We start from the raw sequence: 19,855 nt of genomic DNA on the forward strand, positions 1-19,855 counted from the left end.
CATTTTTTTTGATTTTAAAATTGCCTCATGATATTGTCAACGAATCTCACCCTTTTTCCAACCCCACCCTTTTGAAATTAAAGGAAATTAAAATGCTGCCCGACAATCTTGTCCCGGCAAAGTACCACATTACGCCTGTGGAACAGCCTTCGACGGAAGCAGATAAAGAGGCGAATTTCACTCAAGGAAAAAGAAAACTCTCCGACTATGAAGCCGATATATTAATTGGTGTTTCACGCACCGGCAAATCCCGTAATATGGTGCTGGAAGAGCACGATCGCCATTTAAAAGAACGGTTATTTCGTGCCATCAAGATTGAATCCTTAGTTCATCTGCTAAATGATTTACAGGCCGAAGGGGAAATAGATGCCCAGGCTCTAAGTCAAATAATGGCCGAGAAAACACAGCAAATAAATGAAGCTGGCAATGAAATTTGGCTTAACTTAATTACGCGTGAAAAAAGCAATCCCATTTTTTATAACCTGGGGGATGATTAACGTGAATGATGATAGCGGTAATAACGTTTATTTGACTTTAGATGATAAGAAAAGCGATGAATTTATCTTAAAGCAGAATCTCGACGCCCTGAAAAAGATAAAAAATGACGAGATGACGCGAATAACGCAGGACTTGGTTTCGATTCCGGCCACGCTGGTGCGCCTGAAATGGCAGAACCGTCGGGAAATTTATGCCTTGCAGGCCAAAGAGGAGATTTACGGTGCGGTGATGAACGCTATTATTGAGCAGCGCCCTGAGCTTAAAGAGAAGATCCTTGGGCGACTGGAGGCGAACTATCAGTACCTGCTGGCACGCGAGACAGCCACCCTGCGCCTGACCCGTAAACTCTCGGAGGGCAACTATCGCACATCAAACGTCACCTGCGTGGCGCTCGATGAAGAGGCGTCAACAACATCTTCTAACTGCTGACAACGTGGTTCGCCCGGCGGCGCTAGCCTGAGATTGTAGGCCGGGTAAGGCGAAGCCGCCACCCGGCACGGAAGGCGGCTTCGCCTTCGTTTTACTTCGCGGCCGCTTTCTCTTCGCCGACCAGGCCAATCTTCAGGTATCCCGCCTGATGCAGCGTGTCCATTACCTTCATCATGGTTTCATAATCGACGGTTTTATCCGCGCGGAAGAAGACGGTGGTGTCTTTCTTGCCGCCGGTCAGCTGGTCCAGCGCCGGAATAACCGAGGCATCCGTCACCGGATCGTTGCCCAGGAACATGGACTTATCGGCCTTCACGGACAGGTAGACAGGCTTTTCCGGACGCGGCTGCGGTTGGCTGGAGGACGCAGGTAGATTCACCTTCACGTCCACCGTCGCCAGCGGCGCGGCAACCATAAAGATAATCAGCAGAACCAGCATGACGTCGATAAACGGCGTCACGTTGATCTCATGCATTTCACCGTTATCGTCCAGATTTTCATTAAGACGCATTGCCATACAATCAACCTACGCGCAGTTTGGACGCCGCATGCACCGGTTTAACGGCGCTGGCGTTCAGGTCCAGATCGCGGCTTTGCAGCAGCAGAACCTGCGCGGCAACGTCACCCAGTGTGGCTTTGTAACTGCCAATCATGCGCGCGAAGATGTTATAGATAACTACCGCAGGGATAGCGGCAACCAGACCGATAGCCGTTGCCAGCAGCGCTTCTGCGATACCCGGCGCGACGACCGCAAGGTTAGTGGTCTGCGTCTGGGCGATACCGATAAAGCTGTTCATGATGCCCCAGACGGTACCGAACAGGCCGACGAACGGGGAGATAGCGCCGATAGTCGCCAGGTAGCCGTTACCGCGGCCCATATGACGACCCACGGCCGCAACGCGACGCTCCAGACGGAAGCCGGTACGCTCTTTAATGCCTTCGTTATCTTCACTGCCTGCGGAGAGTTCCAGCTCGTTCTGCGCTTCGTTCACTAACAGGGTAGTCAGGCTTTTCGCATGGAAGGATGAGGTGATATCAGAAGCCTGATCCAGAGAGCGGGCTTCCGTCAGCTGCTTCTGCTCACGCTTGAGGCGGCGTTTTTGTGAAAGAAGTTCGGCGCTCTTGCTGAAGAAGATAGCCCAGGTGATCACGGACGCCAGAATCAGGCCGATCATCACAACCTTAACGACGATGTCAGCATGTTGATACATGCCCCAAACGGAGAGATCCGTCTGCATCAAATTATTACCCACTCTGTATCTCCAGGACGCAAATCACACAATCTGAACGTAATAATATCAAAACGTCGTCGAATTGATAGTAGTTCTCATTAGTATTTACATAGTGCCGTAATTTTCGCTCACTTTCCTTGCGCTTACGCAGTAAAAATTTCTTATGCGAATATTTGATAATATTTTCTGCTTATTCGATAAGCATCCGGATGCACATTGTGACAATCGTGGTAGTCTGGACGTCCAGACGTATAAAAATAGGGTTAGCGAACATGACTAAAAAGCAGCTTGAGACCACGCTGGTGCAGGCAGGACGCAGTAAAAAATACACCCAGGGCTCGGTCAACAGCGTGATCCAGCGTGCCTCCTCGCTGGTGTTTGATACCGTCGAAGATAAAAAAATCGCCACGCGTAATCGCGCGAAGGGCGGGCTGTTTTACGGTCGCCGTGGCACGTTAACCCATTTCTCGTTGCAGGAAGCCATGTGCGAACTGGAGGGCGGCGCGGGCTGCGCGCTGTTCCCGTGCGGTGCGGCGGCGGTCGCCAATACCATTCTGGCGTTTGTTGAACAGGGTGACCACATCCTGATGACCAATACCGCCTACGAGCCAAGCCAGGACTTCTGCACCAAAATACTCAGCAAGCTCGGCGTCACCACCAGCTGGTTCGATCCGCTGATTGGGGCCGGTATTGCCGGGCTTATTCAGCCCAACACGCGCGTTGTGTTCCTGGAATCTCCCGGCTCCATCACCATGGAAGTGCATGATGTCCCGGCCATCGTGAAGGCGGTGCGCAGCATAGCGCCGGAAGCGATCATCATGATCGACAACACCTGGGCGGCAGGTGTGCTGTTTAAAGCCCTGGAATTTGACATCGATATCTCCATTCAGGCGGCGACCAAATACCTGATTGGCCACTCAGACGGCATGATCGGTACGGCCGTATCTAATGCCCGCTGCTGGGAGCAATTGCGTGAAAACGCCTACCTGATGGGCCAGATGGTGGATGCCGATACCGCCTACATGACCAGCCGGGGCATCCGTACGCTCGGCGTGCGTCTGCGTCAGCATCACGAAAGCAGCCTGCAAATTGCTCAGTGGCTGGCGCTGCATCCGCAGGTGGAGCGCGTTAACCATCCGGCGCTGCCGGGCAGCAAGGGCCACGAATACTGGCAACGTGACTTTACGGGCAGCAGCGGGTTGTTCTCATTTGTTCTTAAGAAGCGCCTGAATGACGCCGAGCTGGCAAGCTATCTGGATAACTTTACCCTCTTCAGCATGGCCTATTCATGGGGTGGGTTTGAATCGTTGATCCTGCCCAATCAGCCGGAGCAGATTGCGGCCCTGCGCCCGGGCGGCGAGGTGGACTTCGAGGAGACCTTAATCCGCCTGCATATCGGGCTGGAAAATGTGGACGATTTAATTGCGGATTTATCGGCAGGATTTGAGCGCATCGTGTAAAGTGCTGGCTGACATGTACTCCCTGGACGCTATTCTGAACACCGCAAGCAGAAAAGTCTGTATGAGATGCGCCTGCGATCAACCCCGACAGGCAAAATTGGGAGTACAATAGCGTTATATCTGCTGTTCCACAGGAAAGTCCATGGCTGTTATTCAAAATATCATCACGGCGCTCTGGCAACACGATTTTGCCGCGCTGGCGGACCCACATGTCGTCGGGATTGTCTATTTCGTGATGTTCGCGACGCTGTTTCTGGAAAATGGATTACTGCCAGCCTCATTTTTACCCGGTGACAGCCTGCTCCTGCTCGCAGGGGCGTTAATCGGCAAGGGCGTGATGGACTTCGCACCAACAATGGTGATCCTCACCTCTGCGGCCAGTCTCGGCTGCTGGCTGAGCTACCTGCAAGGGCGCTGGCTTGGAAACACCCGCGTGGTGAAAGGCTGGCTGGCGCAGCTGCCGCATAAATATCATCAGCGCGCGACCTGCATGTTTGACCGTCACGGCCTGCTGGCGTTGCTTGCCGGGCGTTTTCTGGCGTTCGTTCGCACCCTGTTGCCTACCATGGCGGGTATTTCAGGCCTCTCTAACCGCCGCTTCCAGTTCTTCAACTGGCTGAGCGCCCTGCTCTGGGTGGGCGTGGTTACCACGCTCGGCTACGCGCTGAATATGATCCCCTTTGTTAAGCGCCATGAAGACCAGGTGATGACCTTCCTGATGATCCTGCCGATTTTCCTGCTGGTTGCAGGGCTGGTGGGTACCATTGCGGTGGTGATCAAGAAAAAGTATTGCAGCGCATAAATAAAAGCCGGGTGGCGCTACCGCTCACCCGGCCTCCGTTTCCCCTCACGCTCCCTGCATGGTTCTGATACGTGACGCATCTTCCCCCGGCGTGACGCCGAAGTAACGCTTAAACTCCCGACTAAACTGCGACGCGCTTTCATACCCGACCCGCATCGCCGCGGCGCTGGCCTTCATGCCATCGTGGATCATCAGCATCCGCGCCTTATGCAGACGGTAAGTTTTGAGGTACTGCAACGGCGACGTGCTGGTGACGGATTTAAAGTTATGGTGAAACGCCGAGACGCTCATATTGGCTTCCGCCGCCAGCTGATCAACGCTGAGGTTTTCCGTGTACTGGCTCTCGATGCGCTTCAGCACGCGACTAATGAGGCTGAAGTGCGTTTGCCGGCTTACCAGCGCCAGCAGCGCCCCGCCGCCCGGTCCCAGCAGCACATGGTAAAGAATTTCGCGGATAATCTGCTTTCCGAGAATACGCGCATCCAGAGGCCTTTCCATCACGTCTAACAGGCGTTCAATCGCGCAGAGAATTTCCTCCGATAAGGTCGCGGAGTTGATACCGCTTGCCGCCATCGACGGCCGGAAAAGTTCGTCCTCCCCAATCTCCATCAGCAGCTCCTGCAACTGGAGAATGTCGACGTTGACGCGGATCCCGGCCAGCGGTACCTCCTCTGTCGCGAAAGTTTCACATTCGAAGGGTAAAGGTACAGTCAGAAGCAGATATTCATTGGTGTCGTAACGGAACACGCGCTCATTGATATAGCCAATCTTATGGCCAGAAAAGAGAAACACGATGCCGGGCTGATACATCACCGGGGTGCGCGTTCCGGGCTGGGTACCGTAGAGCAATCGGATATCCGGCAACAGCTCAGCCGAATCATTTCCGTTATCTATCAGTCTTTTAATCTGCGACGTTAGCTGGCGGCAGATGGCATCACGGTTCATTTTCAGTTACTCCGGGTACGGTTTCCGACGCTAACAGTGTGCGCATTTTCTTACCGTTTCTCCAGAGCGCTGTAGGAATGGGCAAGACATCGGCAGGAATGTGCATTGAGAGGATAGCGCCTGCCCGCCACAATGTGCAGCATCAGGTTGCCCTCTGCGCCACCACGATTTTTTACCCACTACAGGGAACAAGCCATGAACAACTTTAATCTTCACACCCCAACCCGCATTCTGTTTGGTAAAGACGCTATCGCTGACCTGCGCGCGCAAATCCCGACGGACGCCCGCGTCCTGATTACCTACGGCGGCGGCAGCGTGAAAAAAACCGGCGTACTGGATCAGGTTTACAGCGCTCTGGAAGGGCTGGACGTACGCGAGTTCGGCGGTATCGAGCCTAACCCGTCTTATGAAACGCTGATGAACGCGGTAAAAATCGCCCGTGACGAGCAGATCACTTTCCTGCTGGCGGTGGGCGGCGGTTCCGTGCTGGACGGCACCAAATTCATCGCGGCGGCAGCGCATTACGCTGACGGCATCGACCCGTGGCATATTCTGGAAACGGGCGGCAGCGACATCAGCAGTGCGATCCCGATGGGCTCCGTGCTGACGCTGCCGGCCACCGGCTCTGAGTCCAACAAAGGCGCGGTCATCTCCCGTAAAACCACCGGTGACAAGCAGGCCTTTATGAACGAACACGTTCAGCCCGTGTTCGCGATCCTCGATCCGGTTTACACCTATACCCTGCCTGCGCGTCAGGTGGCGAACGGCGTGGTCGACGCCTTTGTTCACACCGTTGAGCAGTACGTCACTTACCCGGTGAACGCCAAAATTCAGGATCGTTTCGCGGAAGGCATTCTGCTGACGCTGATTGAAGAAGGTCCGAAAGCGCTGAAAGAGCCTGAAAACTATGACGTGCGTGCTAACGTGATGTGGGCTGCAACACAGGCACTGAATGGCCTTATCGGTGCAGGCGTGCCACAGGACTGGGCGACCCATATGCTCGGTCACGAGCTGACGGCGATGCACGGCCTGGATCACGCCCAGACGCTGGCGGTGGTTCTGCCTGCGCTGTGGAATGAAAAACGTGACGCTAAACGCGCCAAACTGCTCCAGTACGCCGAACGCGTCTGGAACATCATCGAGGGTTCCGACGATGCGCGTATCGATGCCGCAATTGAAGCCACCCGTCACTTCTTTGAAAGCCTGGGCGTGCCAACGCGTCTCTCTGACTACGGCCTGGACGGCAGCTCCATCCCTGCCCTGCTGGCGAAGCTGGAAGCACACGGTATGACGCAGATCGGCGAGCACGGCGACATCACCCTGGACGTCAGCCGTCGTATTTACGAAGCGGCACGCTAAGCGTTTTTAGGATCCTGACTTTCGTTTTTTGACATTTCGTCCAGACTTAATGCACATCACATCGTCGGAGGTTCCCTCCGGCGATGAGCACCTGAAGGAGGAAAAATGGCAAACCAAACCGTAATCAAGCTACAGGACGGCAACGTGATGCCCCAGCTGGGGCTAGGTGTATGGAAAGCCGGTAACGACGAGGTCGTCTCCGCCATTCATAAAGCCCTGGAAGTCGGCTATCGGTCCATTGATACCGCCGCCGCCTATAAAAATGAGGACGGCGTGGGGACCGCGCTTGCCAGCGCTGGCATTCCCCGCGATGAGTTATTCATCACCACCAAGCTGTGGAACGACGATCAAAAGCGTCCCCGCGAAGCGTTGCAGGAGAGCCTGGAGAAACTCCAGCTCGATTTCGTCGATCTTTATCTCATGCACTGGCCGGTACCGGCTATCGACCATTACGTTGATGCCTGGAAAGGGATGATTGAGCTGCAAAAAGAGGGGCTGATAAAAAGCATCGGCGTCTGTAATTTCCAGGTTCATCACCTGCAACGCCTGATTGATGAAACGGGCGTCGCGCCGGTGATTAACCAGATTGAACTGCATCCGCTGATGCAGCAGCGCCAGCTTCATTCGTGGAACGCCACGCACAAGATCCAGACCGAATCCTGGAGCCCGCTGGCCCAGGGCGGCGAAGGGGTGTTTGACCAGAAAATCATTCGTGAACTGGCGGATAAGTACGGCAAAACGCCGGCGCAGATCGTCATTCGCTGGCATCTGGATAGCGGTCTGGTGGTGATCCCGAAATCGGTCACGCCATCGCGTATCGCCGAGAACTTCGACGTCTGGGATTTCCGCCTGGATAAAGACGAGCTGGGTGAGATTGCGAAGCTGGATAAAGGTAAACGTTTAGGCCCGGATCCGGATCAGTTTGGCGGGTAGTTTCCCCTCACCCTAACCCTCTCCCACAGGGAGAGGGAATGCTTTCCACCCTCTCCCTGTGGGAGAGGGCCGGGGTGAGGGCATCATCGTTATCCGATCTTACGTTTTCCCGTTTTTTTCGTCCCCGAAGCCCCACCGTTCGAACGCTGATGCACAATTGGCGTGTGCTTGGTCAGCGCCGGGCGCGTATTGCGGTTCTGGCGGCGCGCTTCGCGCATCTCTTCCAGCGTTGGCGCAGGGACCAGGCAATCACGACGCGAGCCAATGAGGTGCTTTTTCCCCATCTCTTCCAGCGCCTGACGGATCAGCGGCCAGTTTTTCGGGTCGTGATAGCGCAGCAGCGCTTTGTGCAGACGGCGCTGTTTATCCCCTTTCGGCACCACCACGTCTTCACTCTTATAGCCAATCTTACTTAGCGGGTTTTTGCCGGTGTAATACATGGTCGTCGAGTTAGCGAGCGGCGACGGGTAGAAGTTCTGCACCTGATCCAGACGGAATCGACGCTGCTTCAGCCACAGCGCCAGGTTCACCATGTCTTCATCACGGGTGCCGGGGTGCGCGGAGATGAAGTATGGGATCAGATACTGCTCTTTCCCCGCCTGTTTTGAAAAGGTATCAAACAGCTGTTTAAAGCGGTCATAGCTGCCCATGCCCGGCTTCATCATTTTGGACAGCGGGCCCTCTTCGGTGTGCTCCGGGGCGATCTTCAGATAACCGCCCACGTGGTGCGTCGCCAGCTCTTTGATGTAGCGCGGATCTTCCACCGCAATGTCGTAACGCACGCCGGAGGCGATCAGGATCTTCTTGATGCCTTTCAGGTCACGGGCGCGACGGTAAAGGTTGATCGTCGGCTCGTGGTTGGTGTCCATATGCTCGCAAATGCTCGGATAGACGCAGGAGAGACGACGACAGGTCTGCTCAGCGCGCGGCGATTTGCAGCGCAGCATGTACATGTTAGCCGTTGGACCACCCAAATCGGAGATTACGCCGGTAAAGCCCGGGACCGTGTCGCGAATCGCTTCGATCTCGTTAACAATCGACTCTTCGGAACGGCTCTGAATAATACGACCTTCGTGTTCGGTGATCGAACAGAAGGAGCACCCTATAATTCTGATCATTTAGAAATTTTTTTGCGTTTAAAATCAATGAATTGAAAGATTTCATTTTTCTAAGTCTGATAAAACAGATGAAAACCCAACTGACTATACTCATAAAACTCAATCTTTGCGCTGCTGTACGATACCAGTAATTACAGGTGCCGAGTTTAACATCATGAAAAGTAGCCCAATAATGAATGACGCAACGCCAGCTGCGGTGCCTAACTTCTGACTGAACACCATTGAAACAAAGTACATATTTGGGATAAAAACGGACATAGCAATCACGAAAAGTAACTTATTCAGATAATTATTTATTCGGGTCTTAACCTCAACTCTATCATAAAAAGCCATCGAAACGTAAGCAGTTATCAGTGAATAAAAAGACCATGTCATATAGTTAACCGATTCATTAAATGCCTCTCGCAAAAGCAAAGCACTTTCTGTCATTCCCTACCTCATTAAATCAATAGAAAATAAATCTGAATAATTTATTTTTAAAAGAAAAGAACACAACATAACTTCAGTAGTTATGATTAATCCCTGAATGATTATTTCTTAGCAAGATATAACATGCTTAATGTATATCAGGCAATAAAAAAACTCCCAAAGACCACCGCTGTGGTCTTCAGGTATAGGATTTAAAGAACGAACTCAGTCCGGAAACGTATCACTATCTTCTGTAACGTCCGCTTTCTCTGGTAACATTCTGTTTTTAATATACTGTGAATTCCTGCAGATGAGAGGAAAAATCTCCGAGTTATTCATTATACAACTCGTTGCCGTACGGGCGTCCTCCGGAGACCATGATGAAAATGAAAACGTCTGACGGTCAAGCCATTGAGACAATAATACATTATCAACAGAAGCGCTAAACAGCGCCGCAATAGCCCTGCGTTCAACGGCCTTCTCAGGTTCAATAAACGACAACTCATTATGAAAACGGGTAATAATCGCAATACGGCTGTCAATACGAATATGTCTTTCAAGTAAGACATCGTGCAACTCATCAAGTACAGTCTCTCTCTGGGTATCGTCGAGGCAAGACCACAGAAAATGAATGTTCTCGGCATTTGTGACAACGTCTGGCTCTGCATCACGGAACCATGATGCAAAGATACCCACACTACCTTCCATCCGGATATGCTGCCCCTGAAGTTGCATTTGTTCAAGGATAAAGCGCATGTTCACAGGAAGAACCGTAAAACACTCAATAAGCCTTTCAGAAGAACTAAATACTCCACATGCCAGGGCGTTCAGCTTTTTCTTCAAAATATCAAACTGCTCACCTGACTGATATACGTCATGGAGAAATACTGGACCCATAGCATTCACATCAGACTCAATTATTTTCTCTGACAGTGCTTTTTGACGCTCTCGCACAAATATTAAAAGAGAGGTTGCATTTGTAGCTTCTTTGATGACGTCATACTGACCTTTAACAAAGCTCAGGACAGGTATATTCACCAGAAGACCTAAATCAACAATCCTGCCAACAGCATTTTTGATGTACGGCAGAACATTTTTATCCTTAAGTGCTATAAAGATACTCTCGGCAGTACGTAGATAACGAAGATATGCAGCCAAAGCCAGGTCAAACCGTTCCTCACCAATATGTTCACTGTACGACTCGATACCGGCATAGTTACCATGGAGCACCATGTGAGCAACAGCCTGTGCAGCAAATTCCGCAGGGAAGAGATTCCTCGTCGCCGTATTATTAAGATAATATTGATTTAAAACATTATTATTCCAGTCCGGGCTCAGAACAATTTTTCTGAAATGGATAACGTCCTCAACAACCTGACGATTTTTAAGCGTCATTATTGCAGAGCTAACCTGAGCCCCACCTGTACCATCATTCTTTCCAATTACGTTCTGTACCGCCTTCGATGCAATATTGATATGCCGGATAATTCCCGGATTAAAAAGGTCTATCTGAGGTTGCTCAGCTCCATAGCGTAACATCTCCTCCCGACCGTGATTTCCGATATCTAGTGTGCCAATTTTCAGGTTTGACAAGGTCTCTTCATTATTGACAAGGTATTCCACATAAAATACGCCATCTACAAAATTCTCCATTTTATTCAGTAGTGATTCACCGGCCAGAACAGAGTATGAATCAGCTTCCTGCAGCAACGTCTTCGTGGATTCAGCCTCCAATTTTTCTGAATCCTGAATTTCATCAAGTTTACTCACAATAAACGATATTTGCCTTTCGACGAAAGGCTCTAGGCTTATCCGCCCGTCAGCCATCAGTTTCTGCAGACTCAATACGAAACCTTCATCATTCTTTTCTCTGAGTGAAACAGCATAACTCTGATTCAGCATTTGCACTGCGACTTTGAGTTGCGGTTCGGCGAGAGCCTGACACTTCTCATCCATCCGGCTATAAGAAACCAGCCAGTCTCGCATCTGAATATGTGGTGCCACTCGCTGCCATGCTTCAGCGAAACCCCACAAGGCCGTCAGTTCTTCAAGCCGTGGGATATTTATAGCACCAATCGCGTCTTTAAGAGGCGTATCAAGCAACTCGCTCCTGGCAAGCTCCACCGTGGACTGATAGTGGATGCTCATCAGAAATTCGCTCCATCTTTCTGTATCGTTATTAAAAATTCGGGATATTTGTTGATAAGTTAGCGAGAGCATCTCGTCAAAATCATCCGGAGCAATACCGGGTTCGGTCTGACTAGCTTTGGGATCGCGAAGTAATACTTTAATATCTCGCTCCCCGTATCTGACCACCAGTAAGTAGAGAGCAATAAGAATATGGCGATGATCTTCTGTTGCAGGAACGGTAAGGTTCAGAATATGAATATCATTAACAAACTTCTTCATTAATCGCGGTGTGATACGAGGATACTCAGAGGGTTTCCAGCGCTCAAGCAACACCGTTGCTTCCCGGCACGCTATCCCTGCATCCTCATTTACTGTTTCTTTCCAGTACTGCCTTAACGCTTCCTGCCATCCTGCCGAAATAAGAGGAGGAACCTGAAAACTTACAGGAATCCGCTTTGCAATAAACTCACGCCCGCTGAAACCCGCCACAGAAAGTGAGGCTGAAACCTGTCTTGCCGAATAGGGCACCACTATCCTGAAGTGTTCATGAGTGGCTCCGGCAATAAGCTCCATATCACTCCAGAGCTCTTTCACTTTGTCTGCACTGATTCGGTCCAGATTATCAATGATAAGGATGAAGCGATCTCCATGGGAAATGACCTCTTTGGAGGTAAATCCCTGCAGAGCTTCAGCCAGCTCAATAGCTCCGACCTCCTTATTAACTAGCCAAGTCTCTTCAATCCTGTCAGTACTGTTGCGTTTGAACAAATCACCAATACTCGAATACCCTTTCTTTCTGTACCATTCCATGTTCTGCAGGCATGCCAGTCCTGCGACCATAATGGCAGGAGAAAGAAACGCGGCCACCTCAACATAAAAAAGCCACCCTAATAATGACTCCTTGTTAGTAAAATATTGATTAAGGTCTGTTAGCACATAACGAAGCATCTGCACGGAAAGCAATGACAGTAAAATAAAAACGACGGTCAACCAGCTTAGCCTGCTGCTGACCCTCTTGTCGTATTCAACGATGTTACCCAGAGCCAGATTTTTATACTTATCCAACACATCCCGGGAGCCCGGACATTGTAGGCTGACCCCGTGGTGGATGACATCGATAAGCGCTTTTTTAGTTGAGCCATGATGGTAACGTTCTGCATCAAAGTTAATGAACGTAAAATCATCTTTAAGCTTTTTCTGCAGGAACTTCAATATTGTTGACTTACCTGAACCCAGCTCACCTTCCAGACCAATAATATTGACATCAGGTGTCCTGATGATCTGAGCCACATTCTCTGCAACTTTTTCATGACTGCTGCCTCTAAACATATCCTGGTCAGCGGGTGATTCCGTCTGCAATCGTAGAGTCATTCAGCAATTTCCTTCGTTATAACGTAAGATTCTTTCACTATTAGACACAGTACAGAGCCCACAGCAACCAAATGACTGCAGCCGGGGCAGTTTAGTTTTAAGCATGCATAAGCCGATTTCGATGGAATCCCTTTCACACAATAATATTGAATTGAAGCAATGAAAACATTAATGTGTTTGTTGTGACTAGCTGCAGGGGCCTGGAAGAAATTCCAAAGCCTGACAAACCGGAACAGGGCTTGCTCTGCTCCGGTTTTATCCAGTTCATCTTGAAGCCCTTGTTTTTGTTACATATCCCTGCTCACTCTTTCAGCCATTGTTAAGCTTCTTGTGTGTAATCTGCGAATAATACGGATGCAAAATTGATGCAATGGATTATACATACCTACAGCGCACGTTACGCTGAGCTGAATCGAATTTCAGAGAACGTTCTTCGCTATTACCCTGCCCAGCCAGTTGAACACATTTTATCATCCGGCCCCGAGAGTGACATGTTCTCTGCCTGGTACAGCCTTCATCAGAGTCAAACTAGACGTTATTTACAGGCAAAAGAAGACAGCTACAGAGCTTAAGTCTGACATTATTCGTGGCTGTGTCTGCCTTCGGAGTTTTCAGCTTATCCCGATAACAGCGGTTTTGAAAAATTGACGTTTTTTACACCGGTACATTGCCCGAACGCAATCTCCCCCGTAGCGAAATACCGCCCCGCAGAAAATCGTCCATGCTCGGCATGCCCCTGGAACATCAGCATCTTTTCAATAAAGGTTTTACAGCCTATAGTCTGTATAACACAAAATACACCTTACCTGCTGTATTACAGGGCGGTACTCCCTACTCAGTCTGCGAGGCAGGTCACTTATGAATAATCAGTTCCCGATAAAAACGCTGAACCAGCTCAGACCTGTGCTAATCGGGTTTCGCAAAATCAAGGGCTTCACGCAAAAAGATGTGTCTGAGAGGCTTGGCGTAACGCAGCAAACCTATGCCCGCCTGGAAGCAAACCCTGCTAGCGCCAGTATTGATCGTCTGTACAAGGTATTCAGTATTCTGGGCGTAGAAATAACGCTGTCATCTATTTCCCCTTCACCCTTCATTTCCCACACAGAGATGAGGGGGGCATTTGACAGCACTCCCGCCAGACGGGAGAAATGGTGACTATTAGAAGTTTGCTAGTTTTGTCGAATGACGCCAACTACATGTCCGCATCCATCGAGTAGTGGCTTCAAGCCACGATTGTCACTGCCTCCGCTGCCTTTTTCCAGTAACTCTCTCCTTTTAATTCTAATATTTAGGGGTGTCAACGCAAAGCAGAAACGGCACCTTCTTTGCGAGACAGAAATGACCTGTGATTGCCTGGCCGATTTATGGCAGCTAAGTGCGAGAAGCGGATATAGCGAATTCGCCATTGTACGGGATTAGCAGGTTTACTGAAGCAACCTGCGATGGCGTTATGGCAATAGTCAGTCCCCTGTCCAGTCGGCATAGGTGGCCACCTCGTCACCGCCGGGGATAAACTGATTGAAGCCTCCGCGCAAAATCACTTATTCTTTTCCGTTAATAAAATGCAGGAGCAAAGTCATGACTGGCGAAATTCGTGGGCGAGGCAGGCCACGAAAAACAGAGAGTACCTATACAGGGTAAGGGTGCCAACTTACTGATTTAGTGTATGATGGTGTTTTTGAGGTGCTCCAGTGGCTTCTGTTTCTATCAGCTGTCCCTCCTGTTCAGCTACTGAAGGCGTGGTGCGTAACGGTAAAAGTACTGCCGGACATCAGCGCTATCTCTGCTCTCACTGCCGTAAAACATGGCAGCTACAGTTCACTTACATCGCCTCTCAGCCCGGTACACACCAGAAAATTATTGATATGGCCATGAATGGCGTCGGATGTCGCGCCAGTGCACGCATTATGGGCGTTGGCCTCAACACGATTTTACGACACTTAAAAAACTCAGGCCGCAGTCGGTAAACTCACGCATACAACCGGGCAGTGACGTTATTGTTTGCGCGGAAATGGACGAACAGTGGGGTTACGTCGGCGCTAAATCACGCCAGCGCTGGTTGTTTTACGCGTATGACAGGATACGGAGGACGGTTGTGGCGCACGTATTCGGTGAACGCACGTTGGTCACGCTGGAGCGTCTTCTGGGCCTGCTGTCGGCCTTTGAGGTCGTGGTATGGATGACGGATGGCTGGCCGCTTTATGAATCACGCCTGAAGGGAGAACTGCACGTTATCAGCAAGCGATATACGCAGCGCATTGAGCGGCATAACCTGAATCTGAGGCAGCATCTGGCAAGGCTGGGCAGGAAGTCACTGTCTTTCTCAAAATCGGTGGAGCTGCATGACAAAGTCATCGGGCATTATCTGAACATAAAACACTATCAGTAAGTTGGAGTCATTACCGGTGCTCTGATATATTTATTATACTATAGTGGGGTATGTGTTGATCTTAATGTAATACTCCCCTATAGTATAAGAAATACAGAGCAGTGAGGTAAGCAATGCCCAGTACTCCTGAAGAGAAAAAAAAGGTCCTAACCCGGGTTCGCCGTATCCGGGGTCAGATTGATGCTCTGGAAAGAGCACTTGAAAGTGGCGCTGAATGCCGTTCCGTTCTCCAGCAAATCGCCGCCGTCCGGGGCGCCGCTAACGGACTGATGGCAGAGGTGCTGGAGAGCCACATACGGGAAACCTTTGACCAGAATGACAGCTACAGTCATGAAGTCAGTAAATCAGTTGACGATACGATTGAGCTGGTTCGTGCCTATCTTAAATAGGTGAGGCCATTATTACATTGAGGATATATTACGTATGAAATCACGTGCCGCTGTTGCATTTGCACCAGGGAAGCCCCTGGAGATTGTTGAAATTGATGTTGCTCCGCCTAAAAAAGGCGAGGTGCTGATTAAAAACACCCACACAGGTGTCTGCCATACCGATGCCTTTACCCTCTCAGGGAATGACCCTGAGGGCGTTTTCCCGGTGGTTCTCGGCCACGAGGGAGCCGGTATCGTCGTTGAAGTTGGTGAAGGCGTCACCAGTGTGAAGCCGGGTGACCATGTTATTCCGCTCTACACCGCTGAATGCGGGGAGTGTGAATTCTGCCAGTCCGGTAAAACGAACCTCTGTGTATCGGTTCGCGAGACTCAGGGCAAAGGACTGATGCCTGACGGGACCACTCGCTTTTCATACAACGGTCAGCCTCTTTACCACTACATGGGATGTTCCACATTCAGTGAATACACCGTTGTGGCCGAGGTTTCTCTGGCAAAAATTAACCCGGAGGCGAACCATGAACACGTCTGCCTGTTGGGTTGTGGCGTGACTACCGGTATTGGCGCCGTCCATAACACGGCTAAAGTGCAGCCGGGCGATTCAGTTGCCATTTTTGGTCTGGGGGCAATTGGTCTGGCTGCGGTACAGGGGGCCCGTCAGGCAAAAGCGGGACGTATTATCGCTATCGATACTAATCCGACAAAATTTGACCTGGCCCGTCAGTTCGGGGCCACTGACTGCATTAACCCGAATGATTATGACAAACCGATTAAAGATGTTCTGCTGGATATCAACAAGTGGGGTATTGACCATACCTTTGAATGTATCGGTAACGTTAACGTCATGCGTGCAGCGCTGGAAAGTGCTCACCGTGGGTGGGGGCAGTCCGTTGTCATTGGTGTCGCAGGGGCCGGACAGGAGATTTCCACCCGTCCTTTCCAGCTGGTCACCGGGCGCGTATGGAAAGGTTCCGCGTTTGGCGGAGTAAAAGGCCGCACTCAGCTCCCCGGTATGGTCGAGGATGCCATGAAGGGGGATATTGACCTTGAGCCATTTGTAACCCATACGATGACACTGGATGAAATCAATGACGCCTTCGAGCTTATGCATGAAGGCAAATCTATCCGGACAGTGATTCATTACTGATCCCATCAGAATTTTAATCAACTCAAACTGAAGGAAGTGGAAAATGACAACTCCGGTAATTTCTGGTGACGGCATCTTTTCTCATGTGTTCATTGGCGCAGCCGATGTCGAGAAATCCTCCGCATTTTACGATGTCGTCCTGGGCACGCTTGGTATCAATAACCTCGGCCCGTTTGGCAACGGCTGGGTACTCTATGGCCGCGAAAAGCCGGCATTTATCATTGCCCGTCCGGGCAACGGTGAAGCACCTTCCGCTAACGGGGTGACTGTCGGCTTCGCTGCTGCCACCCCGGAAGAGGTTGATGCTTTCCATGCTGCCGGCCTTGCCGCCGGTGGAGCTGATGAAGGTCAACCTGGCCCGCGTGGTCACCTTCCCGGGGCCTATGCTGCCTACCTGCGGGATCCGGCGGGTAACAAAATCACGGCGTATACGTTTATCTGACGTCCGGATTTAAAGATACTTCCCCTGGCTTCGGTCAGGGGAAATAACCATGAGATAACGGCTGATGGAACTCATTGAGCAGCATGCCAGCTCTGGCGGCTGGCAAAACGTGTACCGGCATTATTCACAATCCCTTAATTGTGAAATGAATTTCGGTGTGTATCTTCCTCCCAAAGCAGTAACAGAAAAACTGCCGGTACTATACTGGTTGTCGGGCCTGACCTGTACTGAGCAGAATTTCATCACCAAATCAGGTATGCAGCATTATGCAGCCCGGCATAACGTCATCGTTGTTGTCCCGGATACCAGTCCCCGGGGTAATAATGTCCCGGATGCCGACAGTTACGATCTTGGCCAGGGGGCCGGTTTTTATCTGAACGCGACGGAACAGCCGTGGAATGTTCATTACAGGATGTATGACTATATTCTCAGAGAGCTTCCGGATGTCGTCATGAATCATTTTCCTGCAACGGCAAGAAAATCTATATCCGGTCATTCTATGGGAGGGCTGGGTGCTCTGGTGCTGGCTCTGCGAAATCCTGGTGAATATGTGAGCGTATCAGCATTTTCCCCGATAGTATCGCCTTCTCAGGTGCCATGGGGGCAACAGGCATTTAGCGCTTACCTGGGTGAAAACAGAAAAACGTGGGAAGCCTACGATCCAGTCAGCCTCATTTTACAGGGTGAAAAATTACCAGAAATCTTCATTGATCAGGGGCTGAGTGACGCCTTTTATGAAGAGCAACTGCGCACCAAAATCCTTGAGAGAGTATGCAATGAGATGAACCTCAATGCGTCGTTCCGATATCATACTGGATACGACCACAGCTATTATTTCATTTCCAGCTTTATTGGTGAGCACATTGCTTACCATGCCAACAGGCTCAGGCTGTCAGCATGAGTTGATTTCCAGCCTCAGAAAATGTGCTTAATTTTCAGGCCTGAACAGGGCCTGAACCCTGCAGACCTGAGATGTACTGTAACTGGTGGCTTCAGCAGTTTCTCTTATGCTCAGTTTCTTGACCTGTCGGTAATACAGAACTTTCTTATGTCGTTCCTGATCGGCCTGTTTGCCCCGGTGGACTGACCCCACGCCCGTAGACAAATTCTGTCCTCACGATGAGGCCTGTTCGAAGGCCTCCGGACTGAGGCCGCCGAGGTGACTGTGGCGCCGGGCCCGGTTGTAGAACACTTCAATGTAATCGAAGATATCGGCCCGGGCCAGATCCCGGGTTTTATAGATGCGTTTTCTGATCCGCTCTTTTTTCAGCGAACTGAAGAACGATTCGGCCACCGCATTATCCCAGCAGTTGCCACGCCTGCTCATGCTCGGGGCCAGGTTATTAGCCCGGCAGAAGCGCTGCCAGTCGTCACTGCCGTACTGGCTGCCCTGGTCTGAGTGCACGATGACCTCGCCGTCCGGTTTTCGCCGCCAGACGGCCATCATCAGCGCGTCGAGTGCCAGTTCGCGTGAGAGAGTGGGCTTCATCGACCAGCCGACCACATTACGGGCGAAGAGATCGATAACCACCGCCAGATACAGCCAGCCCTGCCAGGTGCGGATATAAGTAATATCTGTGACCCAGACCTGATTGGCCCGGACAACAGTAAACTGCCGTTGCACGCGATTAGGGGCAACCACTGAAGGCCGGCCGGCGATACGACGCGGCGCTTTATAGCCGCGTACGGCTTTGATCCGGTTTTGTTGCATAATACGACCCACCCGGTTTTTGCCGCAGGTTTCCCCGATTTCGTTCAGGTCGCCATGAACCCGCCGGTAACCGTATACGCCTCCGCTCAGTGAATATGAGTCGCGGATAAGCATCAGCAGACGCTGGTTATCTTTATCACGCGCCGAGACCGGGTTGTGCAGCCACGCATAGAACCCGGCCCGGGCGACATTCAGTACCCGACACATCGTCATCACACCCCATACAGTGCGGTGTTCATTGATAAAGCGGTACTTCAGTCGGGCTCCCTTGCAAAGTACCGCGCGGCCTTTTTCAGGATATCCCGTTCTTCTTCGGTGCGTTTTAGCTGCGCCCGGAGTTTCAGGATCTCGCTTTTGGCTTCCAGTAAATCCCGGGCATGCTGTTCGCTGTTATCAGGTTTGATAGCCCGTAGCCACTTGTAGAGGCTGTGTGCAGAAACGCCCAGACGGTCGGATACTTCGGCAACGGAATAACCGCGTTCTGTTATCTGACGGACGGCTTCTTCCTTAAATTCAGGTGTAAATCGTGGTGTGCCCATACGCTCCTCCTATGCTCAAACTATAGGGCAGGATCGTCTACCGGGGCGGGGTCAGTCCATAAATGACTCTGAGGTGTCTGTTAAACGCGTGGCGATTCACCTCGCGTCCTTCCGTTCAGTATAGCCTCAGTCCCTGACACCACCCGAGAACGGAATGACGTCCCCTTTCTCCCTCCCGGTGTTGCGTTCAAGCTCCCTGACATACTGCTGTAAAAGTATAAGGTTATGTAACAGCTCTACATTTTCAGCCATCATCTTTTTGATTTCTTCCCTCAGCTCATTTCTCTGACGGCGATACTTTTCTTTCAGCTTGATCTGCTGCTCAATGCCCTGCTCATCAACCGGCGCGGTGCCCTGGCACGTTTTTTTCAGACTGCGGATAGCCTCCCTGACCTGCCTGTACTCAGGACAGTTATAATTCAGGGTGCCGTTTGCCAGCCCCGCTCGTTTTTCCACAGCATACTGGCTGATACGCTCCCCTGATAACATCAGTTCCCTCAGGGCCTGCTCTGCTCTTGCCTGTGTTTTTTTAACCCCCGACTGTTCGTTCGTCATG

19 protein-coding genes and 2 pseudogenes are annotated in these 19,855 nt (G+C 51.0%); 12 read left to right on the top strand and 9 right to left on the bottom strand.

All coding sequences use genetic code 11. The features are described 5' to 3' along the window. The first annotated feature begins 92 nt into the window (after positions 1 to 92). Together ACQG2Q_RS19665 and ACQG2Q_RS19670 are read left to right on the top strand one after the other, a co-directional pair. Complete coding sequence (locus ACQG2Q_RS19665; RefSeq protein ID WP_063850068.1) at positions 93 to 497, top strand: hypothetical protein; 405 nt, start codon at positions 93 to 95, stop codon at positions 495 to 497. Then, the gene (locus ACQG2Q_RS19670; protein ID WP_063850070.1) at positions 490 to 927 is read left to right on the top strand and encodes a hypothetical protein; all 438 of its coding nucleotides are present in this window, start codon (positions 490 to 492) and stop codon (positions 925 to 927) included. The genes ACQG2Q_RS19665 and ACQG2Q_RS19670 overlap by 8 nt, the downstream gene beginning before the upstream one ends. A 91-nt stretch (positions 928 to 1,018) precedes the next feature. Here the strand turns inward: ACQG2Q_RS19670 and exbD are convergent, their stop codons facing one another. Then, positions 1,019 to 1,444, bottom strand: coding sequence for a TonB system transport protein ExbD (gene exbD, locus ACQG2Q_RS19675; protein ID WP_023298601.1), 426 nt, complete (start codon positions 1,442 to 1,444; stop codon positions 1,019 to 1,021). Positions 1,445 to 1,448: 4 nt separating this feature from the next. Continuing rightward, the gene (exbB, locus tag ACQG2Q_RS19680; protein ID WP_023306939.1) at positions 1,449 to 2,180 is read right to left on the bottom strand and encodes a tol-pal system-associated acyl-CoA thioesterase; all 732 of its coding nucleotides are present in this window, start codon (positions 2,178 to 2,180) and stop codon (positions 1,449 to 1,451) included. 251 nt (positions 2,181 to 2,431) lie between these two features. Between exbB and metC the strand changes: the two genes are divergently transcribed. Next, positions 2,432 to 3,619, top strand: coding sequence for a cystathionine beta-lyase (metC, locus tag ACQG2Q_RS19685; protein WP_096216716.1), 1,188 nt, complete (start codon positions 2,432 to 2,434; stop codon positions 3,617 to 3,619). Between the two features lie 142 nt (positions 3,620 to 3,761). Next, the gene (gene yghB, locus ACQG2Q_RS19690) at positions 3,762 to 4,421 is read left to right on the top strand and encodes a DedA family general envelope maintenance protein YghB (protein WP_015571869.1); all 660 of its coding nucleotides are present in this window, start codon (positions 3,762 to 3,764) and stop codon (positions 4,419 to 4,421) included. Between the two features lie 45 nt (positions 4,422 to 4,466). On the opposite strand, the gene ACQG2Q_RS19695 is transcribed toward yghB, so the two are convergent. Further along, a complete protein-coding gene (locus ACQG2Q_RS19695; RefSeq protein ID WP_017382749.1) occupies positions 4,467 to 5,366 on the bottom strand; it encodes an AraC family transcriptional regulator in 900 nt (299 codons plus the stop codon). Between the two features lie 195 nt (positions 5,367 to 5,561). On the opposite strand from ACQG2Q_RS19695, the gene yqhD reads away from it, so the two are divergent. Both yqhD and dkgA read left to right on the top strand, forming a co-directional pair. Continuing rightward, a complete protein-coding gene (yqhD, locus tag ACQG2Q_RS19700) occupies positions 5,562 to 6,725 on the top strand; it encodes an alcohol dehydrogenase (RefSeq protein WP_063850072.1) in 1,164 nt (387 codons plus the stop codon). A gap of 105 nt (positions 6,726 to 6,830) precedes the next feature. After that, positions 6,831 to 7,658: a 2,5-didehydrogluconate reductase DkgA gene (dkgA, locus tag ACQG2Q_RS19705; RefSeq protein ID WP_023298605.1), complete on the top strand. Its 828-nt coding sequence runs from the start codon at positions 6,831 to 6,833 to the stop codon at positions 7,656 to 7,658. A gap of 89 nt (positions 7,659 to 7,747) precedes the next feature. Here dkgA and ACQG2Q_RS19710 read toward each other — a convergent pair. The 3 genes and pseudogenes from ACQG2Q_RS19710 to ACQG2Q_RS19720 all read right to left on the bottom strand — a co-directional run. Further along, positions 7,748 to 8,761: pseudogene (locus ACQG2Q_RS19710) on the bottom strand (DUF3362 domain-containing protein); the annotation flags it as partial. Between the two features lie 114 nt (positions 8,762 to 8,875). After that, positions 8,876 to 9,205, bottom strand: a complete 330-nt coding sequence (locus ACQG2Q_RS19715; protein WP_000140246.1) for a hypothetical protein — start codon at positions 9,203 to 9,205, stop codon at positions 8,876 to 8,878. Between the two features lie 204 nt (positions 9,206 to 9,409). Further along, complete coding sequence (locus ACQG2Q_RS19720) at positions 9,410 to 12,685, bottom strand: P-loop NTPase fold protein (RefSeq protein ID WP_021242119.1); 3,276 nt, start codon at positions 12,683 to 12,685, stop codon at positions 9,410 to 9,412. 858 nt (positions 12,686 to 13,543) lie between these two features. Between ACQG2Q_RS19720 and ACQG2Q_RS19725 the strand changes: the two genes are divergently transcribed. The 6 genes from ACQG2Q_RS19725 (at position 13,544) to fghA (ending at position 17,950) form a co-directional block, all read left to right on the top strand. Continuing rightward, positions 13,544 to 13,840 (top strand): helix-turn-helix transcriptional regulator, encoded by a 297-nt coding sequence (locus ACQG2Q_RS19725; protein WP_017384073.1) that lies wholly within the window; start codon positions 13,544 to 13,546, stop codon positions 13,838 to 13,840. Positions 13,841 to 14,376: 536 nt separating this feature from the next. After that, positions 14,377 to 15,074 (top strand): IS1 family transposase gene (locus tag ACQG2Q_RS19730; RefSeq protein ID WP_223479951.1). Its coding sequence is split into 2 segments (ribosomal slippage): positions 14,377 to 14,626 and positions 14,626 to 15,074, totalling 699 coding nucleotides; the frame shifts between segments, so codons are not numbered across the junction. Positions 15,075 to 15,187: 113 nt separating this feature from the next. After that, on the top strand, positions 15,188 to 15,463 hold the full coding sequence (gene frmR / locus ACQG2Q_RS19735) for a formaldehyde-responsive transcriptional repressor FrmR (RefSeq protein ID WP_017384071.1): 276 nt from the start codon (positions 15,188 to 15,190) through the stop codon (positions 15,461 to 15,463). 34 nt (positions 15,464 to 15,497) lie between these two features. Then, the gene (gene frmA, locus ACQG2Q_RS19740; RefSeq protein ID WP_017384070.1) at positions 15,498 to 16,607 is read left to right on the top strand and encodes an S-(hydroxymethyl)glutathione dehydrogenase; all 1,110 of its coding nucleotides are present in this window, start codon (positions 15,498 to 15,500) and stop codon (positions 16,605 to 16,607) included. Positions 16,608 to 16,650: 43 nt separating this feature from the next. Continuing rightward, on the top strand, positions 16,651 to 17,049 hold the full coding sequence (locus ACQG2Q_RS19745) for a VOC family protein (RefSeq protein WP_012561111.1): 399 nt from the start codon (positions 16,651 to 16,653) through the stop codon (positions 17,047 to 17,049). A 64-nt stretch (positions 17,050 to 17,113) separates the two neighbouring features. Beyond that, positions 17,114 to 17,950, top strand: coding sequence for an S-formylglutathione hydrolase (fghA, locus tag ACQG2Q_RS19750; protein WP_012561110.1), 837 nt, complete (start codon positions 17,114 to 17,116; stop codon positions 17,948 to 17,950). Positions 17,951 to 17,977: 27 nt separating this feature from the next. Here fghA and ACQG2Q_RS19755 read toward each other — a convergent pair. From ACQG2Q_RS19755 to ACQG2Q_RS19765, 3 genes and pseudogenes are all read right to left on the bottom strand, one after another. Further along, positions 17,978 to 18,130 (bottom strand): annotated as a pseudogene (locus ACQG2Q_RS19755) (recombinase family protein); the annotation flags it as partial. 33 nt (positions 18,131 to 18,163) lie between these two features. Continuing rightward, positions 18,164 to 19,299, bottom strand: a protein-coding gene (locus ACQG2Q_RS19760) for an IS3 family transposase (protein ID WP_201405648.1) whose coding sequence is annotated in 2 segments (ribosomal slippage) — positions 18,164 to 19,053 and positions 19,053 to 19,299 — 1,137 coding nt in all. Because the reading frame shifts where the segments join, the coding sequence is not laid out codon by codon here. 126 nt (positions 19,300 to 19,425) lie between these two features. After that, complete coding sequence (locus ACQG2Q_RS19765) at positions 19,426 to 19,854, bottom strand: hypothetical protein (protein WP_017384060.1); 429 nt, start codon at positions 19,852 to 19,854, stop codon at positions 19,426 to 19,428. Position 19,855 lies beyond the last annotated feature (1 nt).

Origin of the sequence: Enterobacter cloacae complex sp. 370H10, assembly GCF_050031535.1 — a bacterium.
GTDB lineage: Bacteria > Pseudomonadota > Gammaproteobacteria > Enterobacterales > Enterobacteriaceae > Enterobacter > Enterobacter intestinihominis.

Coding starts and splice junctions, on each gene's coding strand:
- dkgA (WP_023298605.1), top strand. CDS start 6,831: ATGGCAAACCAAACCGTAATCAAGCTACAGGACGGCAACGTGATGCCC.
- ACQG2Q_RS19665 (WP_063850068.1), top strand. CDS start 93: ATGCTGCCCGACAATCTTGTCCCGGCAAAGTACCACATTACGCCTGTG.
- exbD (WP_023298601.1), bottom strand. CDS start 1,444: ATGGCAATGCGTCTTAATGAAAATCTGGACGATAACGGTGAAATGCAT.
- frmR (WP_017384071.1), top strand. CDS start 15,188: ATGCCCAGTACTCCTGAAGAGAAAAAAAAGGTCCTAACCCGGGTTCGC.
- ACQG2Q_RS19715 (WP_000140246.1), bottom strand. CDS start 9,205: ATGACAGAAAGTGCTTTGCTTTTGCGAGAGGCATTTAATGAATCGGTT.
- fghA (WP_012561110.1), top strand. CDS start 17,114: ATGGAACTCATTGAGCAGCATGCCAGCTCTGGCGGCTGGCAAAACGTG.
- frmA (WP_017384070.1), top strand. CDS start 15,498: ATGAAATCACGTGCCGCTGTTGCATTTGCACCAGGGAAGCCCCTGGAG.
- ACQG2Q_RS19695 (WP_017382749.1), bottom strand. CDS start 5,366: ATGAACCGTGATGCCATCTGCCGCCAGCTAACGTCGCAGATTAAAAGA.
- ACQG2Q_RS19670 (WP_063850070.1), top strand. CDS start 490: ATGATTAACGTGAATGATGATAGCGGTAATAACGTTTATTTGACTTTA.
- yqhD (WP_063850072.1), top strand. CDS start 5,562: ATGAACAACTTTAATCTTCACACCCCAACCCGCATTCTGTTTGGTAAA.
- ACQG2Q_RS19720 (WP_021242119.1), bottom strand. CDS start 12,685: ATGACTCTACGATTGCAGACGGAATCACCCGCTGACCAGGATATGTTT.
- ACQG2Q_RS19725 (WP_017384073.1), top strand. CDS start 13,544: ATGAATAATCAGTTCCCGATAAAAACGCTGAACCAGCTCAGACCTGTG.
- ACQG2Q_RS19745 (WP_012561111.1), top strand. CDS start 16,651: ATGACAACTCCGGTAATTTCTGGTGACGGCATCTTTTCTCATGTGTTC.
- ACQG2Q_RS19765 (WP_017384060.1), bottom strand. CDS start 19,854: ATGACGAACGAACAGTCGGGGGTTAAAAAAACACAGGCAAGAGCAGAG.
- metC (WP_096216716.1), top strand. CDS start 2,432: ATGACTAAAAAGCAGCTTGAGACCACGCTGGTGCAGGCAGGACGCAGT.
- yghB (WP_015571869.1), top strand. CDS start 3,762: ATGGCTGTTATTCAAAATATCATCACGGCGCTCTGGCAACACGATTTT.